Source organism: Candidatus Woesearchaeota archaeon (assembly GCA_030651135.1).
GTDB lineage: Archaea > Nanobdellota > Nanobdellia > Woesearchaeales > JACPBO01 > JACPBO01.
In genome coordinates this window covers 77,885-94,162 of sequence record JAUSCS010000009.1, presented here as the reverse complement: position 1 = coordinate 94,162, position 16,278 = coordinate 77,885, and the positions used below count along the sequence as shown (strand labels likewise).

Sequence of the window (16,278 nt, the reverse complement as noted above, 5' to 3'; positions counted from 1 at the left end):
AATGCCAAAAAAAACAGAAAGCTGGTTAAGGACTTTGCTTCATTCCTTTATTCCGAAGCCAAGATTCCTGCTAATAATGCTGCTCGACTTTATCTTCCTGTTCCTGCTGGCCAATGCAGCCTATTTTCTTGAGTATGGAATAAATCAAGCAGCAGCAATAGTCGGAAAAAACAAGATAAGCGATCTCGCAACAACATCTTTAACCCAGTTAGAAGCAACAACAGCCGCGATGCAGTCCTTTTTCAATGCATTATACCTTTACGCTTTTTTATTCGTTTTGTTTGCTTTTTTAATGATTGTAATTTTCCAGGGCATTGTTTACGCTGTTTTATTAGGCAAAAAGCCTGATTTAAACTATTTCAAAAACTTCTTTCTTGCAAATCTCATATGGATTCCCGCAGTTTTAATCCTATTTTTTGCAATTTTTAAATTGTTCAAGGAAAATGTGATGATCAGCCTGTTTATGCTGGCATTACTGTTAACAATCTACTTCACAAATATCCTCTACATATTGCTCGCAAAAAGAGGAAAAGTATTTAAATCAATAAAAACAGCATTGCAGTTAGGTGTGGAAGAGCTTTATATTTTCATAGCTTTGGTCATAGCGGGAATAGCGGCTTACGCTTCAAATTTCATAGCATTGCTGGGCATGCCGGCAGCACCCATAATTGCGGCAATAGTGCTTTTGTACTGCCTTGCCTGGTTCAGAAGCTACACGGCGATAATGCTTGATAGCAATTAAAAAAGAGGATAGATGAAAAGAGCGCAGATAACAGTTTTCATGATAGTCGCACTTGTAATTGTAATAGCTGCTGCCACTCTTATTTCTTTTCTTTCACAAAAGACGATGTTCTTCCCAAGCAGGGTAATTCCACCCTACATCTCGCCAATCCGCAATTACATAGATTCCTGCGTCAATGTTGTCAGCCAGGATGCAATAGCAAGATTGGGCCAGCAAGGCGGCTATGTTGTATTGCCAAACTCAATAAAAAATAACCCTGCAAAAAACATATTCTTCTTCGGGCCTTACAAAGTGCCTTACTGGTATTATGATGCTGCCTCGCATATTCCTTCAGAGAAGCAGATGGAGCAGCAGATAAGCGATTATATAGAGGAAAACATCAATGACTGCATACAGGATCTTGCTTCATTCAGGCAGGATTTTGATATTGAAATAGTAAAGCAGCCTGCAGCGCAGACAAAAATCGCTGAAAATGATGTTGTGATCAATGTTGATTACAGGCTTAAAATCAAAAATATAATAACGGGTGAAGAAACAAAGCTGAAGGATTTCTCTGTGCATTCAGACGTTAAGCTGAAAAAGATCTATGAGCTGGCAAAAAAAATCCTTGAAGCTGAAAACAAGGACGGGCTGTTTGAGAACATGACTGTGAATTTGATTGCAATGAATCCGAAAACGCCCTTAACCGGGATGGACTTCAGATGCGATCAGCTTACGTGGAATATTTTGGATGTAAGAAAAGAGCTGCAAAGCATGGTCTATTACACTGCTCCGCTTGTAAGAATAAAGAATACAGGCTATGCTCCTTTTTCAGCGCCTGAATCAGTGTATGAGGAATATGGCAAATATCATGATGAGCTTAGAAAAAAAGCAGCAAACATAAATTATCTTCCTGAAGACGAGGGTCTTTTTTCAATTCCAGAGTTTACAGACACGCAGGCTGAATTGAGCAGCGTTAAAGCTCCCTCTGCTCCGCTGCCAGAAGATGCATATGATTATTTCCATTATTTCTGGGATGTAAAAACAAAGCCGAGCGACTTGAAAGTAGGATTCAGGTATCAGCCAATATGGGGCATTGACCTGGCTGTGAGGCCTTCAAAAGACGGATTGCTGAAATCAAATACAGGGAAAACATCGCAGAAATTCCTCAGCTTCATGTGCGTAAATATTTATCATTTCACCTATGATGTTTCTTATCCGGTTGAAGTAATGCTATCAGATGACGCCGCATTCAACGGCAATGGCTTTTCATTCCATTTTGCAATTCCAATCATGCTGAAGAGCAATGAAGCAAGGAGAACAACTGAAATTGCACCGGCAGAATTCAATCCGCCAATAGAAGATGCAGCATATTGCGGCCAGCGCAGCCCAGAGGCAGTTGAAATAAGGGCAACTGGCAAAAGAGAAGGGCTTTCAAACATGGAATTAAATGCAGTCAATATATCTTTTACATGCGGAAGATACAGATGCAATCTAGGGCAGACAAAGCAATCATCTGGAAGCTATCAGCTAATAACAAATTTGCCTTCATTCTGCAAGTATGGCAATATAGAAGCGAGAAAAGAAGGATACATGGATGCTGTAAACCAATTTATCAAATCGCCATTTACAATAGAGCTCAAAGCGCTTAAATCACTTGACTTTGAAATTGTAAAGCGAAAAACAACAGCGCCTGCATCAGAATTGCAGCTTGCAGGTGATGAGTCAGTTACGATATATCTGTCGCAGGAAGATGGAAGCTACGATTTATATAGGGCATATCCCTTTGACAGCACAATGCCTGAATCTGACAAAAAGATCGATTTGCTTGACGAAGATACAACATATAACTTATTTCTTATTTTAACAAAGGGCGAAAAGATGATTGGCGGCTATAAGGGAATATGGTCAGTCAGCGAGCTTGACTTGGAAGGCAAGACAAAGATTAAGTTTAATGTTATTGAGAAGGCTCCAACTCCTGTAACAAATGACGATCAGATGAACTTAATAGGCGACCTGGAAAAACAGGAATATCAAACACAGCTGGTGCCTGTACTGGAATGAAAGCAAACAAAAAAGAAATCACTGCATTGTTTTTAATAGCTTTGATGCTGCTGCTCCCGGTTTATTCTGCAAATGCGCTGACAATATCGAACATCAGGGTGAAAAACCTTACTTCAAGTTCAGCTGATATTTTATGGGATACAGATGCTGCAGCTGATTCAAAAGCGATATATGGAAATTATTCCTATAGGGATTTCTCAGTTTCAGATGCCGCTCTTTTAACAGAGCATGCTTTAACATTGCCTGATTTGCTGCCTGATTCAAAATATTATTACAGCATAACATCAGCAAGCGGAAGTGACAGCGCGGCAATCGGCGGAGATACTTATTATTTCTATACAAACGTAGGTGATATTATTGCGCCGGTTATATCAACTATCTTAGTTTCAACAACAGAAACAACTGCGACAATAAGCTGGACAACTAATGAAGCTTCAACTTCAAAGATTTATTATGGCGGAACAACTGACCTCGGATCTGAAGTCAGCGTAGGCGGAATGCTTACGCAGCATAATGTCCAGCTGACAGATTTGACAAACAACACACAGTACTTCTATATCGCAAATTCATGCGATGCCTATAACAACTGCGCAAATTCTTCTTTGCTCAGCTTTGTTGCGCAGTATGCAGATACAACGCCCCCCTTCATCAATGCAACAATTCCGACTTTATACGGCTCATCCCAGCTCGATATAAGCGGAAGAACAAAGCAATACACAACTGTGCAGCTCTATCAGAATGATGTGCTGAAAAGGGCATTGACAACTGATTACAATGGAACATTTTTGTTCCCTGCTGTTGTGCTTGACCCTGCTGTTGTGCCGAACAAGATAAGGCTGCATGCAAAAGATGCTAGTGGAAATGAGAATGATGCAAATTACAATATAACTGTTGATTTGACATATCCTTATTTGGACATAGCGCCAATTCCCCAAATTTCTCCAGTGCAAACATTAAAGGTTAACGGCACAGTTGACAAGAACTCAACAATAAAATTTTATGTCAGCTTAGAAAGCTTTGACACAACCCCGCCGCCTGCTGTAGAGAATGTTTCCCAAAGCATTGTAACTGCCAGTTCGATAAAGATAATCTGGAATCCCGTCAATGTAACTGACTTAAGCAAATATGCTGTTTACAGAACAGATGTTGGAAGAATAGCAACAAGGCTTGCAAATGATTTCACAGATGTTATGGTAAGCACAAATAAAACATATGCTTACCAAGCCAGCGCAGTTGATGCATCGGGAAATGAAGGCCAGAAATCAGCAATGCTTTACGCAACAACTTTGGCTGGCGGCAGCGTGATAACGCAGCTTCCTCCTGTGGTTGATTTTGACATCATAACCCCGCGAACCATACTGAACAATGTGCATGGCAACTTTTCAACTGGCCTTAGCCTGCAGAACGGCTATAACAAAATAAAAATCGAGGCAACTGATAACATAGGCCATGTAACAATTCAGGAGAACACAACTTTGTTTGACCCTAATCCGCCTGTGATAGTTGAAAATAATCTTGGCGCATTAAGCCCGTCCTACATCCCGGATGTTACAGTAAAAGGCAAAGTAAGCAAAAATGCAACTGTTTATGTTTATGTCAATTATGATGATGAATCAACGCCTTCATATGAAAAAGTGACAGAGCCAGACGGAACTTTCAGTGTTGATATCAGCCTGACAAAAGAAGGCACATTGGAAGAATATGAAACAACAGGAATAGCTGGGACGCCGTCAACAGGGCTAAGCGGAGAATACTCTCCGGCTTATGTAAACAAAATAAAATTAATTGCAAAGGATTCTGTTGAAAGGGAAAGCACTCCTGTTATGGGCGATATAAAATACACGCAGTGCGGATTCGGAGCATGGTGGCAGGTCAACATAAGCGAAGCCACTCCTGATATGCTCACTCCGAAGCTGATGCTTATTGGAATGTCGCAGATCGGGATAACTTCCCAGATAGGATGGCAAAGCGGCTATCTGGACGGAAATATAATAGCTAACCCGACTGTGGAAATAATGCCGTTAAGCGCAGAGCAGAAGGAAAAATATGATGAAGACTGGCTGCAGAGCTCGCAGGCAATATGGAGCGGCGACAAAAAAACAGGCTACGTTATTCTCAAAATAAAAAGGCTCGATTCAATAATAAAAGGCAACACATCACTTGAGAAAGAAAATAATCTAAGCGACCACAGAAGCGATGAATGCCCTGTCCCGGGAATGGGCTGCATTAAGATTCCCTTGCTGCTCACAATAAGGTTTCATGACCCGAATCTTCCAGGCTACAGCATCTCGCCAGGAGTCGGAGGAACGCAGGGAACTTTGACGCAAACGCAGACACTGACTCAGAAGCAGTGCTGGGATGTGATTGTCAATATTGACAGAAGAGCGCCCTCAGATAAAATTCCAAAGGCATTTTTAACTTCATCTGTTGAATTGCTGAATGTAACAATAGAATTGATAGATATGATATTGAAGCCTTTGAATCAGGTCAAGACATGGGTGTTTTATGGCTGCATGGGATCATGGGCATATTCCTTCTTCAACTGGTTCAATGAAAAATGGAACTGTGAGTATTCAGGCGGATTAGGGGAGATATTAAAGAATCTTGTTGGCGGCAGCGGCACTATGAAAAAGGTTGCAGAGCAGGGGTTGTGCGACCAAGCATTCTCGCCAACTGCAAGCGATGACAACGGAAAGAATCAGGCATGCAAATCCTGCAGCGATTCAATACAAAGAAGAATAAGCTGGGATCAGACAATGCATTGGGTCTGCGACAGGATATTCTGCCCTGCTGCGCCTACATTGCAGAATTATGTTGAAGAAAAGAAAAAAGAAAGTATAGATTTATTTGGTCAAACGGATCTCGGTAAAAAAACAACAATAGTTAGTGCAAAAGATCTTGTTGTTAATGCAAATTCTGACTGCGGGCTTGTTGATATAGACACGGCAACAGGCGGTGTTGGTGCAAAGAAAGTGGAAGACATTTATAAATGGTACAAAGGCGAGACTTCTTCTAGTACAGTTCCTTTATCTGCAGAAGAGTGCAAAAAACTTCATCCTTATGATAAAACTTGCTGCGGCTTTGAATACATGCGCGAATGGGATTCTGCTTGCGGAGCATATCCTAAGTTCGGGTTTAATGAATTAGAAGAATCTTACTGTCTGGTTAATCCTGATGACAAGAATGTTTGTACAACTCCGAGAAAGATCTTTAATTCTGTTGCAGGATTCTGCGATCCTCAGGGAAAGGCAACGCCGCAGCTTGTAAGCGGCTTGGGAAATTATAAGGAAGGCCATAAAATAGAAAGTAAAGATGTGCATGGAGAGGCTATATTCTACAGCATAACGACTGACGATACAACCAAACCGCCGACAAATACTGTCAAGAGAGGCTATACATTCCAGGGAAAACAAATTACAGCGGCAGCAATACCAACAGCAGTAGGGCATATTCCATTAACAGAAGTTTCTGAATTCATTCCTGATGAAGACCTGACAAGTATATTCAAAGATCTACAGGTATTAGATAAAGAACAGCCAGCGTATAAAACTGCTCTTGATGCATTTAGAACTGATTATAAGAATGTAGCAAACCCATCAGTAACCAACGCAGGTTATTCTACTCCCAGTACTACAACAAACGCCGATAAAGTATTCAATGATATTTTATCAGCCCTTGGCACAACAGACAAGAAATACATTGTTGATCCGACCTCTGGCTTGTTAAGATCAATCCAATGCGTCTGCCTGCCGGGGATCACAAGCTATCTTTCGCTTTACAGATCCATGATGGATGCTATAAGAACATGCTTCAACACAATCTTATTGACGGGAGACGGAAATCCGGGAATATGCCAGGCAGTATTGACGCAGTATGTGTGCGATCTTGTTTATGATCTTATAAAGTGCTTTACAAAGAAATACAGCTCGGGCTTTGGCGGAAGATCTGCCGGAGGCATTGGAGGATTTTTGGGAGCTTTGACATCTGCAGGAACAGGTGTGCAGAAATCAATATCAGGCAGATACGGCGGCTCAACAATATGGCGCACAATGTTTGCTGAAAGAAAGTTAGTTCATGCAATCTGCCTGTTTGCATTCACTGGCGACTGGAATCTTGATGTAAATACATTATTGAATGAGAACATTTCAGTCAGTATACAAAGCCAGCCGATATTATATCCATGTACAAGAAGATTTATTGCGTATAATCCTGTAAGCAATCCATCTGGATTGACAACATGGAGTTATCATCTTGGAATCGGATTGGTTGCAGGCTCTCCTTTGAGTTACAGAATTTATCTGAAATGCTCAAGCGGATATACCTGCGATACAACTAATTTCGCAGGGGGAAAGTGCGACTGCACCGGCGCAGAGCAGACCATGGGTGTTGCTGCAGAAGGCGGAACAGGAACTCTGACCTCCGGACAAATCTTAGACAGCGACACCTATGTTCCATTAACAGAATCAAAAGTAAGGTATGATACAGCTGTCCTTGAATGGACATGGACTGACAATACCGGGGCAACCAGGACAGACAAGCAGGAATGCAGCATAACGCAGGAAGGCGGAAATCCGCCGGCATTCTGCAGCTTTGACATAGGAACTGCGAGCTATCTGTGCAGATTGAACATCGGCCAAAACATAGGAGAGGCGTATTTTGATGGCGATCCTTATGTAAAAGCAGAGCCTTTCAAAAAAGATGAGAAGTTGCAAGTATCTGCGAGAATAGCGCAGCAACTGCCTACAGATGCGAAAGAGCGCCAATATGAATATTGCGCTGGCGGAGCTGGAGAGTTCTGCTCTTATACAAAACAATTGAGATGGACTGTAACAAACCAGAATGGCGTTGTAATTCCTGAGATGAGCAGCGGCAATAATGCACCAAATCAACCAGTAAAACTGCTTTCTGAGAATAAGCAGCATCAATTTACATTGCCTGATGTTATAATAACGGAAGACATGTTCAGAAGAAAAGCCTCAACACCAACTTCAACAACTGGGTGTGTGCAAATCACCAATGTAGCTTATGATGCCAATAAAATAACCAGCGGCGGAAAGATTTCAGCGAGTTCTATTTCAATCAATCCTAATTTAATGCAATGCAATGATGCTTTTGAACTAGTTTATAATAAAGCTTCAGATAAATTTGGATATAGAACTGGTGCTTATTCTGATGGTCCTCCTCCAACTTTCACATCATCAGTAGCGGCTGATAAAATAACAGATTGCACTTATGATTTTTTAAATAAAAAAGTAACTTGCAGTGCAAATATTCAGGTTTATATAAATGACAAACCAAGCACCGATGCTTCAACAATATTTAATTATAACCCTCAGGCAGCCCAGACAACCACAATCGACTCTAGCTTTAATTGCGACAATAAAGAACAGCCATGGAATGCTGTATTCGCATTATATGACTATAAAAAAGATACAGCCACGGAACAGTATGTTCCTTCTGAGCAAAAAACAACATATAACGGAGCAATTCAGGAAAAATCAGTGAATTTCAAAGTTATATGCGATCCTGCTGCTCAAGGAACCGGTCAAACAGTTTCGGCAACTGTTAGTTCTTTCACTGTTGATGGTAAGTCAACAAGTCCGATTTTATTAAAAAAACCCGGAAGCTATGAAATTAAACTAACAACAAGCAGCGATATGAACAGTGCTTATGTAATTATTAACAATCTGCAACCACCTACCCCTACAGTCATATCTACTACAGACAAGAAAACAAGCACCTATAGTTGGACACCCACTTTAAATGACAAACACACATTTCAAGGCAAAGCATTGGTTGCTCCAGCAAATGCAGAGGCTTTTTCACAAATAATAACAGCTTATGTCTGGGAAAAGGAATGTAGTGATAAGAGCAATCCTGCTAAAAAAGGAGTTTGTCTTCCGCCTGAAAATAGCGGAGCATGTCCTACTTCATTTACGCAATTAACTGATTTAGCTGATACTGGTAAATGCGATTCTGGCCAAATCTGCTGCCAATCACCTTAATCTTACAATGACCCTCACAACCCTCTTGACCAAAAGCCTCAAAGCAACATTCCAGGCTATAAGAAAAAACTCTCTTTTATTCATTCTCTCGGTTTTTCTCGATCTTTTATTTTTGCTCTTTTCTTTTGGTATGCTTGGCTTTACAGTTAAAAAAATATTTGACTCGCTGAAAATACTCATTCCGATACTGAACCAGTACTCTGCAATAGCCCAGCAGATCTCAGTCAACCCAGGATCTGTTATTCAGCCTGATTTCTCTACCCAAAATGCACTGGTGAATCAGAATTTGAATACAATTATGCAGTCGGCTTTTATTTTTGCTTTATTTTTATTCATAGCATGGTGCATTCTGCAGTCAATAAACTGGATTATTGCAAATAAAATGCTGAAGATCAAGGCAAGATTTTTTAATTTTTTTATGAAGTTTTCATTGATCAGCTTTATTTTATTTTTAGTTGCTTCGTTGATTTCAGTAATATCTTTTGATTCCATACGCCGCAGCATGACATCGGTGATTGCAGTCCCGCAGAATACAACTATTGCCATTTCTGTGGTTGTTTTTATTATATTTTTTTATTTTATAATTATGGCTTATTCCATTATTCAGAGATATAGTTTAAAAGAATTAATAAAAAAGATCTTCATAGTTGGCATTAAAAAAATAAAATATGCCTTTTCCATTTATTTGATTTTGATCTTTATTTTGTTTTTGATTGTTTTAATATTGAAATACTCCCTTGCAATAAATTATCTGCTGGCGATTATTTTATTTTTGGCGATCTTTCTGCCTTATTTTACGGTATCAAGGGTTTTTTTGATCAGAACAATGGATGAAATGGAAAAAGAAAAATAATTGGGCTACCACTAGTGAGTATCCTCATCAGTTGTACCTCTTTTCTTTGTTTTATACCCTTCATCTGTTTTATGATCTTCCAACTGGTTGCTAATTTCTTGCTTATATGCAGATTTTATGGCGCCAACTATTCCTTCCTGCGAAGACATCTTAGTAAGCTTCCCTTTACTGAACCTTAGTGTCGGACGTAGACTTGCATAATAATGAGCTATTCCGTGGTAAAAATCAAAATCTTTATCAGGCGATAATATTTTTCTCATTTCATAATCTAACTTTCCTTCTAAATCTCTGTCTTTTTCCAGTTGTAATATTTGGGTTAATATAATGTGAGCATTTCCCTCTTTTAACATTTTTTCAGGGTCTTCACCGAGCCCTTTTGAAAATTCCCTATCATTAAGAATGTGCCTGATTTCAGATACAACATAATGTCTGTGCTTAGGGTCATCGCTAAAAGGCAGATTTGCTGCCCTTCTATATGCTATTACTGCATCAGTTAAAAGTTCAATTCCATCATCAATATGAGCCACACCCTTTCCCTTTAAAACTTCTAAAGCCGATGTCCAAGCATCTCCGTGTTTTTTTGTTTGTTTTATGTAATCTTTTAAAGGAATTGCTTCTAACATCTTATGATAAATCTTTTTATGTTCTTCTTCATATTTGTATTTTTGTCCAGCCATCTTTCATCACCTTTTATCGTTATTTTTAAGTTTAATTAATACCATTCCTAAGTCATCACTTCTATATATATGTTTTGTTTTTTATGGAATTAAAATTATGAAAATCTCAAAATCAATAAAACCATAATATTTATAAACAATCGCTTATTAGTTCTCTTTAAGGGTGGGTCTTTAAATGGCAAAGAAAGAAGAAAAGGAAAATAAAAAAAATTCTGAAGAGAAGCAAAAATCAGGTAATGAATTGGCATTAAAGATCCCTGAAAATCTCCCAAAAGAAGCCCAGGAAAAGATAAAGGAAATAAAGGAAAAGATTGACAGGTTCCAGAAAGAAGTTCTTAAAAAGTTCGACAAATATATCATGGGGATCGCATTGCTGCCGCCGCAGAGGAAAGGCGAGGAAAAACCTACTCAGGCGCAGCCAGAAGAATATATTGATCCAAAAGAAAAAACCAGTGAAAAACAGGAAGAGAAAAAAGAAGGTACAGAAAAAATAAATGTTCTTGTATTGGTTGATGATTCTGACAGCCAGAAGATGTCAAAGCAGGAGCTGGCAACAAAGCTTTCTGCAATAATAACAAAGATGGCCGAGGATGTTGACAAGTCTTTGACTCCTGAAATAGTGATTCTGTCGGAGCTTTGGCAGAGCTGCTATGATGCAAAATATGACTTATTGCAGCTTATTGCAATGTCTGCCCCTGTTTATGATCTTGGAATGCTTTCAGCAATAAAAATAGCCGAAATACACAAATCAATGGTGCTGAAGAAATTCGAGCGCTACATTGTTTCTTATGTTTTGGCAGGCTCATTAGTTCAGGGCAGGGCAACAAAAACATCTGACATTGATGTCTGGGTTGTAATTGATGACACAGATGTCAAGCGGATGACAAGGGCAGAATTGAAAGACAAATTAAGGGCGATAATAATCGGCATGGGAATTGAAGCAGGCGATATAACCGGGGTTAAAAACAAGCTGAACATCCAGGTTTACATTCTGACAGATTTCTGGGACAGCCTGAAAGAGGCAAACCCAATAATATTCACATTGCTCAGAGACGGTGTTCCATTCTACGACAGGGGCATCTTTATGCCCTGGAAGCAATTATTGAAAATGGGCAAGATAAAGCCAAGCGCAGAGGCAATTGATATGTTCATGTCATCAGGCGAAGAAATGCTGAAGCGAGTTCATTTCAGGCTGCAGGATCTGGGAATGGAAGACATCTATTATGCAATACTTACTCCAAGCCAGGCTGCACTGATGCTTTTTGGCATACCGCCTCCAACTCCTAAGGAAACTCCTGCATTGATGAAGGAAATATTTGTTGATAAGGAAAAGATGCTTGAAGAGAAATACATCAAGCTTTTAGAGAAGAATATCCAGGTCAGAAAAGAGCTTGAGCACGGAACAAAAAAATCACTCACAGGAAAAGAGCTTGACGAGCTGCTGACAAATGCAGAAGATTACCTTAAAAGAATAAAAAAATTATTCGGCCAGATAGAAAAGATAAAGGAAGAAGAAGACATGGTCCGCATTTATGACACGATTGTAACCATGATAAGGGACATATTAAAATTAGAGGGCGTTGAAAAAGTTGCAGATGTTGAAATTGTCAGTATGTTTGAGGACAAGCTTATAGCTGAAGGGAAGATTCCTGCAAAATTTTTGAGAATATTGAATGAAATAATAAAGGCAAAAAAAGATTATGATGAAAAGAAGCTCACAAAAGTGGAAGTTGAAAAGGTAAAGAAAGATTCCTCTTCTTTCATAAAGTTCCTGATCGAATACATCCAGAGAAAGCGCGGCCTGGAAATAGAGAAAGCCAGAGTGAGAGTGAAACACGGAACAAAGTTCGGCGAAGTTTTGCTGCTCGAAAAGGAAGCGTTTATCATTCATGACATAGATGCTGAGCAGAAGGAAATTACAAAAGCCATTATAAACAAAGACGGCAGCTTGGGCGCAGCAAAAGAGTCTTCAATTGAAGAAATGGAAAAAGCACTTGTGAATGAAAAAATCCCTCCGCGCGTGTTTATAAAAGAGCCATTATTTGAGAGCCTTAAATCATTTTTCGGCAAGGATGTCGAGGTTATGGTAAACTATTAAAGGTGAACTAAATGAAAACCGGCTTTAAAGTCTGCGATGCAATGACGGAAAATCCAATTACAATCACTTCTGGAATGAGTTTGCAGGATTGCGCCAAGCTCATGGCTGAGAAGCATGTTGGCGCATTGCTGATCAAAAAAGCAGAAGAATTGCAGGGCATAATAACAGAGCAGGACATTGTCAGAAAAGCTGTTGCGAAGGGCATTGATGCTTCTAAGTCGAAAGTCGGGGATTATATGGAAATAAATATGGTGTCAATCAGCCCTGAAGCAGATATTTTTGATGCTTTGCTTAAGATGAGAGACTCAAACATAAGGCACTTGCCTGTTATTTACGGTAAAAAATTCATCGGATTGCTTACATTAAAAGATGTACTTAAAATAGAGCCGCAATTGTTTGATCTTCTGGTTGAAAAATTCGAAATAAGAGAAGAGGAAAGAAAGCGATTAGGCAAGCGAAAGGCGTCAGAAGGCGTATGCCAGATATGCGGCAAATACGCTGAGAAAGTCACGGATCTTGACGGCGTTCTGATGTGCATGGACTGCAAGGAAGAAGCTTAGAAAGTTTTATAAAGTGTTTTCTTATTTCTGTTTAAAGACTAGGCATTATGCGGAGGTAGCGAAGCCTGGTCAAACGCGCAGGACTCAGATGTGGTGCGATACTTAAGACCAGCTAGGACATCCTGTCCCTTAGAGTCTGGGCATGCGAGTTGCCTTGGCAAGGAATGGGTCCGAGGGTTCGAATATCCCAGAGGAAAAGCAAATCCTCAGGATTTGAGAGTCCCTTCCTCCGCATTACATTTCTAATAAAATTATTAATATTTTTAATGAAAAATCGAAATATTTAAATATAAGTATTACTTTATAAGGTAATATGAATGAAAAAATATTAAAAATAGTAGCGGAGAAAGAAGAGCTATTTGTTCCTCTGATATTCACAGAAAAACAGTTCAGTGTTCTGAAAAAGTACAGTAATCGCCTTAGACTTTCAAATGCCGAGAAAAAGTCGCTTTACACATCTGTGAAGAAGAAGATGGAAGCACTCGACTCGCTTTCAAGGGAACAAAAGGACAGAGAATACTGGGTTAGTGGATCTAGTGAAATAATTCCGGCAAGATTAGCGGAAGCCAAGAAGCTCATAGACGGCTATTCAAAGAAGCACGACAAAGTCTTCATAGCCGGCTCTTTTTTGTTCTCCAAGGAATTTAATGATATTGATGTTTTTATCATTGCAAAAAAGGGCTACAAGGAAAAATGGGATGAAAATAAGCACGTGATCTTCCTATCAGAGAAAAGATTAACCAATCCTGTATTTCAGTCAGCTTCATTGATTTCAGCATCTAATTTCATGATACCAAATAACGCGAAGAAGAAAAAGCCCTCTTTATCAAGGCTGATGGGAACATACCATGAGGCAGTAATTGAGCATATGAGGAAAGAAAAAAAGCCGGAGTCTGTAAGAAGGCTTGTCTTCGATTACAATCTTTTTTGCAGGAACAGGCTGCTTAATGGCAGGGAGCTGAAAGAAATATCATCAAAAATCAAACTAGAGCATCTCGATATGCTTATGAAAGAATTGTGCAAAAATATTTTTTCAGAAACATATTTATACGTCGAAGTCCATACTTATATAAAAACGCTTGAAGAATCGATTAAGAACATCAAGCCAAACAGCCATTTAGTAAGATTCAAGAACGCATACGAGGAGATGATTTATGGAAGACAAAAAAGCAAAGCAGAAATTGCTTGAGATCTTTGGAAACCAAATAAAGTTTAACAAAAATTTTGATGATTACATTGTCAAATTAAAAGAAGGGATGTTAAATGACCTTATCGAGTGGTGCAGAAGATGCAAAGAAAACAAGGAGCTTGGCTCTGTCCCTTCAAAGAAGGAATTTAAGCATTTGTATGTGTTCTTCAGGAAAATAGCCTCTGATGTGAGAGCTGTACTGATCAAAGAGCAAAACAAAGATTTCATCGAGATAATCTTGGAGGATCATAAGGCATATGATGATGCGAGATTGAAGCTGGGTTATAAGAAAAGCTCGTATTATGGGAGCTAGGCATCTTCGGCATTACATTTTTAAATTGGACCGCATTTTCTTCATAAAAGGGGGTTTGGGCAATAGGGGGTAAGTATGAAAATAAACAGCCATAAATTGTTTTTAATAATTTTTTGCATGATTTTAATCAATTTATCAATAGTTTCTGCTATAACAATAACCCCCAGAATATCAAAGGACAACTACCAGATTTTTTTGTTTTCGATCCTGGGCTTTACTGACGCGACATTGTCAATAACAACTGATAAGATCGCTTTCACCAACATGCACCTTGAGCTTACAGAAGAATTTGTGAATACGAGCATGAAACTTGAAAGGCTTGCAGAGCCTGAAGAAGGAATAGGGGCGCCTGCTGGCGCATACCAACACATCAAAGTTGTAAACTCGAACATAAGGGATGCTGAGATGGAATCCCTGAAGATTGAGTTTAGAATCAAAAAATCATGGCTTGAAAGATTTGCCGAAGACCCGAATATTGTTCTTATGCGGTACAACCAAAAGGACAAGTGGATGGAGTTCCCGGCAAAAAGAATAGCAGAAAGCATAGATTATGTATATTACGAAGCAAAAGTCCCTGGCTTCGGATATCTGAGCTATTTTTCAATAATTGCGAACAGTTCCGTGGGTGTTGTCAGGCAGCCGATCATCGAGCTAGAAAAAGCAGAGGAGAAAATTCTCAATAAAAGCAATGATGCTGTAAGCGATGCCAATAAAGCTACTAATGCAGCATATCAGCAGCGTTCCGGCATAACTTCTTTTTTCGAATGGCTCTTCAAGGCATTTAAAATTTAAACAAACTTTATAAATAACAAATAAAAAACAACTGTTATGCCTCCGTAGCATAGTAGCTATTGCGCCACCTTGGTATCGTGCTAAAAAGGTGGAGGTCGCGAGTGCAACTCTCGTCGGAGGCTCTTTATTAACATAAAGGGGGCGTTATAATGAAAGTTTTATATGAAGGAAAAGAAACAGAGATACGCGAACTGCCTGAAGGCAGATATATGCCCAGACTGCCTTGCTATAATTGCGCAACACCGCCATTGATCAGCAGGGATAATCTTGGTGAAAGAATAAGGAAGCTTGGCTATGACAAATTCAACATCAACAAAAATGAAGTGGTTGTTGAAGTTCAAGGCCCATTTCAATATTTGCATATATCCGCATCTTGTTGTAGAAACCCGCGATAGAGCTAAGTGTATCTGCTAATGTGCTTTATCTAAAAGTATTTAAATGACAATAAGATGATGTGTTAAAATGGCAGCTGAAACAGCAATGTGGATGGGCATCTTCATTTCATTACTGTTCTTAATCTTTATGGCAATATTCATCCTTGCCTTTATTTTCTGGATCTTCATGATAATTGACTGCGCGAAAAGAACATTCAAGGACGAAACAGAAAAGATCGTCTGGATTCTGGTACTAGTTTTAGTCGGCTTAATCGGAGCGATCATATATTACTTTGTTGTAAAAGCCAAAGACAAAAAGTAATGCCAGACATAAATAACTCATAAAATTGTTATGTCTGGCAAACCTTAGTAAGCGATTTATTCTATGGCTTATTTTTGTCGCTTACTAAAGAAGCAAAAGCTATATAAATGAATTCTCGTTTATGGTTGCATATTGAAGGGCTCATGATCTAGTGGCTATGATGTCACCTTGACGAACGAGCGTAGCGAAGTGAGTCGAGGCTCGGAACGAGCGAAGCGAGTGACGCTGCCTTGACTAGCGTAAAACGTTCAAACTGGTGAATGTCGTCGGTTCAAGTCCGGCTGGGCCCATTATAACTTAAAAAGAGGTG

14 protein-coding genes and 2 tRNA genes are annotated in these 16,278 nt (G+C 39.3%); 13 read left to right on the top strand and 3 right to left on the bottom strand.

Annotated features, from left to right (window positions below; translation table 11 throughout):
* Position 1: 1 nt before the first annotated feature.
* From Q7J54_05085 to Q7J54_05075, 3 genes are read left to right on the top strand one after another with little or no spacing between them, the layout of a single operon-like run.
* Positions 2 to 742 (top strand): hypothetical protein, encoded by a 741-nt coding sequence (locus tag Q7J54_05085; protein ID MDO8740915.1) that lies wholly within the window; start codon positions 2 to 4, stop codon positions 740 to 742.
* A gap of 12 nt (positions 743 to 754) precedes the next feature.
* Complete coding sequence (locus Q7J54_05080) at positions 755 to 2,785, top strand: hypothetical protein (GenBank protein MDO8740914.1); 2,031 nt, start codon at positions 755 to 757, stop codon at positions 2,783 to 2,785.
* A complete protein-coding gene (locus Q7J54_05075; GenBank protein MDO8740913.1) occupies positions 2,782 to 8,790 on the top strand; it encodes a fibronectin type III domain-containing protein in 6,009 nt (2,002 codons plus the stop codon). Before Q7J54_05080 ends, Q7J54_05075 begins: the two co-directional genes overlap by 4 nt.
* Here Q7J54_05075 and Q7J54_05070 read toward each other — a convergent pair.
* Entirely contained in the window at positions 8,782 to 9,018 is a 237-nt protein-coding gene (locus Q7J54_05070) for a hypothetical protein (GenBank protein MDO8740912.1), read from the bottom strand. The two genes, Q7J54_05075 and Q7J54_05070, sit on opposite strands and share 9 nt — an antisense overlap.
* A 51-nt stretch (positions 9,019 to 9,069) precedes the next feature.
* Positions 9,070 to 9,336, bottom strand: a complete 267-nt coding sequence (locus tag Q7J54_05065; protein MDO8740911.1) for a hypothetical protein — start codon at positions 9,334 to 9,336, stop codon at positions 9,070 to 9,072.
* Between the two features lie 40 nt (positions 9,337 to 9,376).
* Here Q7J54_05065 and Q7J54_05060 point away from each other — a divergent pair, with 40 nt between their 5' ends.
* On the top strand, positions 9,377 to 9,643 hold the full coding sequence (locus Q7J54_05060) for a hypothetical protein (GenBank protein MDO8740910.1): 267 nt from the start codon (positions 9,377 to 9,379) through the stop codon (positions 9,641 to 9,643).
* 11 nt (positions 9,644 to 9,654) lie between these two features.
* Here Q7J54_05060 and Q7J54_05055 read toward each other — a convergent pair whose 3' ends face one another.
* A complete protein-coding gene (locus tag Q7J54_05055) occupies positions 9,655 to 10,320 on the bottom strand; it encodes a hypothetical protein (protein MDO8740909.1) in 666 nt (221 codons plus the stop codon).
* A gap of 175 nt (positions 10,321 to 10,495) precedes the next feature.
* Between Q7J54_05055 and Q7J54_05050 the strand changes: the two genes are divergently transcribed.
* The 9 genes from Q7J54_05050 to Q7J54_05010 all read left to right on the top strand — a co-directional run bounded on the left by Q7J54_05050 (position 10,496) and on the right by Q7J54_05010 (position 16,258).
* Positions 10,496 to 12,418 carry a nucleotidyltransferase domain-containing protein gene (locus Q7J54_05050; protein MDO8740908.1) on the top strand — a complete coding sequence of 641 codons (1,923 nt, stop codon included), beginning with the start codon at positions 10,496 to 10,498 and terminating at the stop codon, positions 12,416 to 12,418.
* Between the two features lie 11 nt (positions 12,419 to 12,429).
* Entirely contained in the window at positions 12,430 to 12,978 is a 549-nt protein-coding gene (locus Q7J54_05045) for a CBS domain-containing protein (protein MDO8740907.1), read from the top strand.
* Positions 12,979 to 13,027: 49 nt separating this feature from the next.
* Positions 13,028 to 13,212, top strand: a tRNA-Leu gene (locus Q7J54_05040).
* Between the two features lie 79 nt (positions 13,213 to 13,291).
* Positions 13,292 to 14,167 (top strand): hypothetical protein, encoded by an 876-nt coding sequence (locus tag Q7J54_05035; protein ID MDO8740906.1) that lies wholly within the window; start codon positions 13,292 to 13,294, stop codon positions 14,165 to 14,167.
* Positions 14,133 to 14,480: a hypothetical protein gene (locus tag Q7J54_05030; GenBank protein ID MDO8740905.1), complete on the top strand. Its 348-nt coding sequence runs from the start codon at positions 14,133 to 14,135 to the stop codon at positions 14,478 to 14,480. The genes Q7J54_05035 and Q7J54_05030 overlap by 35 nt, the downstream gene beginning before the upstream one ends.
* Before the next feature lie 75 nt (positions 14,481 to 14,555).
* The gene (locus Q7J54_05025) at positions 14,556 to 15,272 is read left to right on the top strand and encodes a PGF-pre-PGF domain-containing protein (GenBank protein MDO8740904.1); all 717 of its coding nucleotides are present in this window, start codon (positions 14,556 to 14,558) and stop codon (positions 15,270 to 15,272) included.
* 149 nt (positions 15,273 to 15,421) lie between these two features.
* Complete coding sequence (locus Q7J54_05020) at positions 15,422 to 15,667, top strand: hypothetical protein (protein MDO8740903.1); 246 nt, start codon at positions 15,422 to 15,424, stop codon at positions 15,665 to 15,667.
* Between the two features lie 67 nt (positions 15,668 to 15,734).
* A complete protein-coding gene (locus Q7J54_05015; GenBank protein MDO8740902.1) occupies positions 15,735 to 15,968 on the top strand; it encodes a PLDc N-terminal domain-containing protein in 234 nt (77 codons plus the stop codon).
* Between the two features lie 137 nt (positions 15,969 to 16,105).
* Positions 16,106 to 16,258 (top strand) — tRNA-Val (locus Q7J54_05010).
* Positions 16,259 to 16,278 lie beyond the last annotated feature (20 nt).

What these genes read in the sequence shown, in the direction of transcription:
- Q7J54_05085 (MDO8740915.1), top strand. Translation starts at nt 2, where the DNA reads ATGCCAAAAAAAACAGAAAGCTGGTTAAGGACTTTGCTTCATTCCTTT.
- Q7J54_05080 (MDO8740914.1), top strand. Translation starts at nt 755, where the DNA reads ATGAAAAGAGCGCAGATAACAGTTTTCATGATAGTCGCACTTGTAATT.
- Q7J54_05075 (MDO8740913.1), top strand. Translation starts at nt 2,782, where the DNA reads ATGAAAGCAAACAAAAAAGAAATCACTGCATTGTTTTTAATAGCTTTG.
- Q7J54_05065 (MDO8740911.1), bottom strand. Translation starts at nt 9,336, where the DNA reads ATGGCAATAGTTGTATTCTGCGGGACTGCAATCACCGATGTCATGCTG.
- Q7J54_05060 (MDO8740910.1), top strand. Translation starts at nt 9,377, where the DNA reads ATGGCTTATTCCATTATTCAGAGATATAGTTTAAAAGAATTAATAAAA.
- Q7J54_05055 (MDO8740909.1), bottom strand. Translation starts at nt 10,320, where the DNA reads ATGGCTGGACAAAAATACAAATATGAAGAAGAACATAAAAAGATTTAT.
- Q7J54_05050 (MDO8740908.1), top strand. Translation starts at nt 10,496, where the DNA reads ATGGCAAAGAAAGAAGAAAAGGAAAATAAAAAAAATTCTGAAGAGAAG.
- Q7J54_05045 (MDO8740907.1), top strand. Translation starts at nt 12,430, where the DNA reads ATGAAAACCGGCTTTAAAGTCTGCGATGCAATGACGGAAAATCCAATT.
- Q7J54_05035 (MDO8740906.1), top strand. Translation starts at nt 13,292, where the DNA reads ATGAATGAAAAAATATTAAAAATAGTAGCGGAGAAAGAAGAGCTATTT.
- Q7J54_05030 (MDO8740905.1), top strand. Translation starts at nt 14,133, where the DNA reads ATGGAAGACAAAAAAGCAAAGCAGAAATTGCTTGAGATCTTTGGAAAC.
- Q7J54_05025 (MDO8740904.1), top strand. Translation starts at nt 14,556, where the DNA reads ATGAAAATAAACAGCCATAAATTGTTTTTAATAATTTTTTGCATGATT.
- Q7J54_05020 (MDO8740903.1), top strand. Translation starts at nt 15,422, where the DNA reads ATGAAAGTTTTATATGAAGGAAAAGAAACAGAGATACGCGAACTGCCT.
- Q7J54_05015 (MDO8740902.1), top strand. Translation starts at nt 15,735, where the DNA reads ATGGCAGCTGAAACAGCAATGTGGATGGGCATCTTCATTTCATTACTG.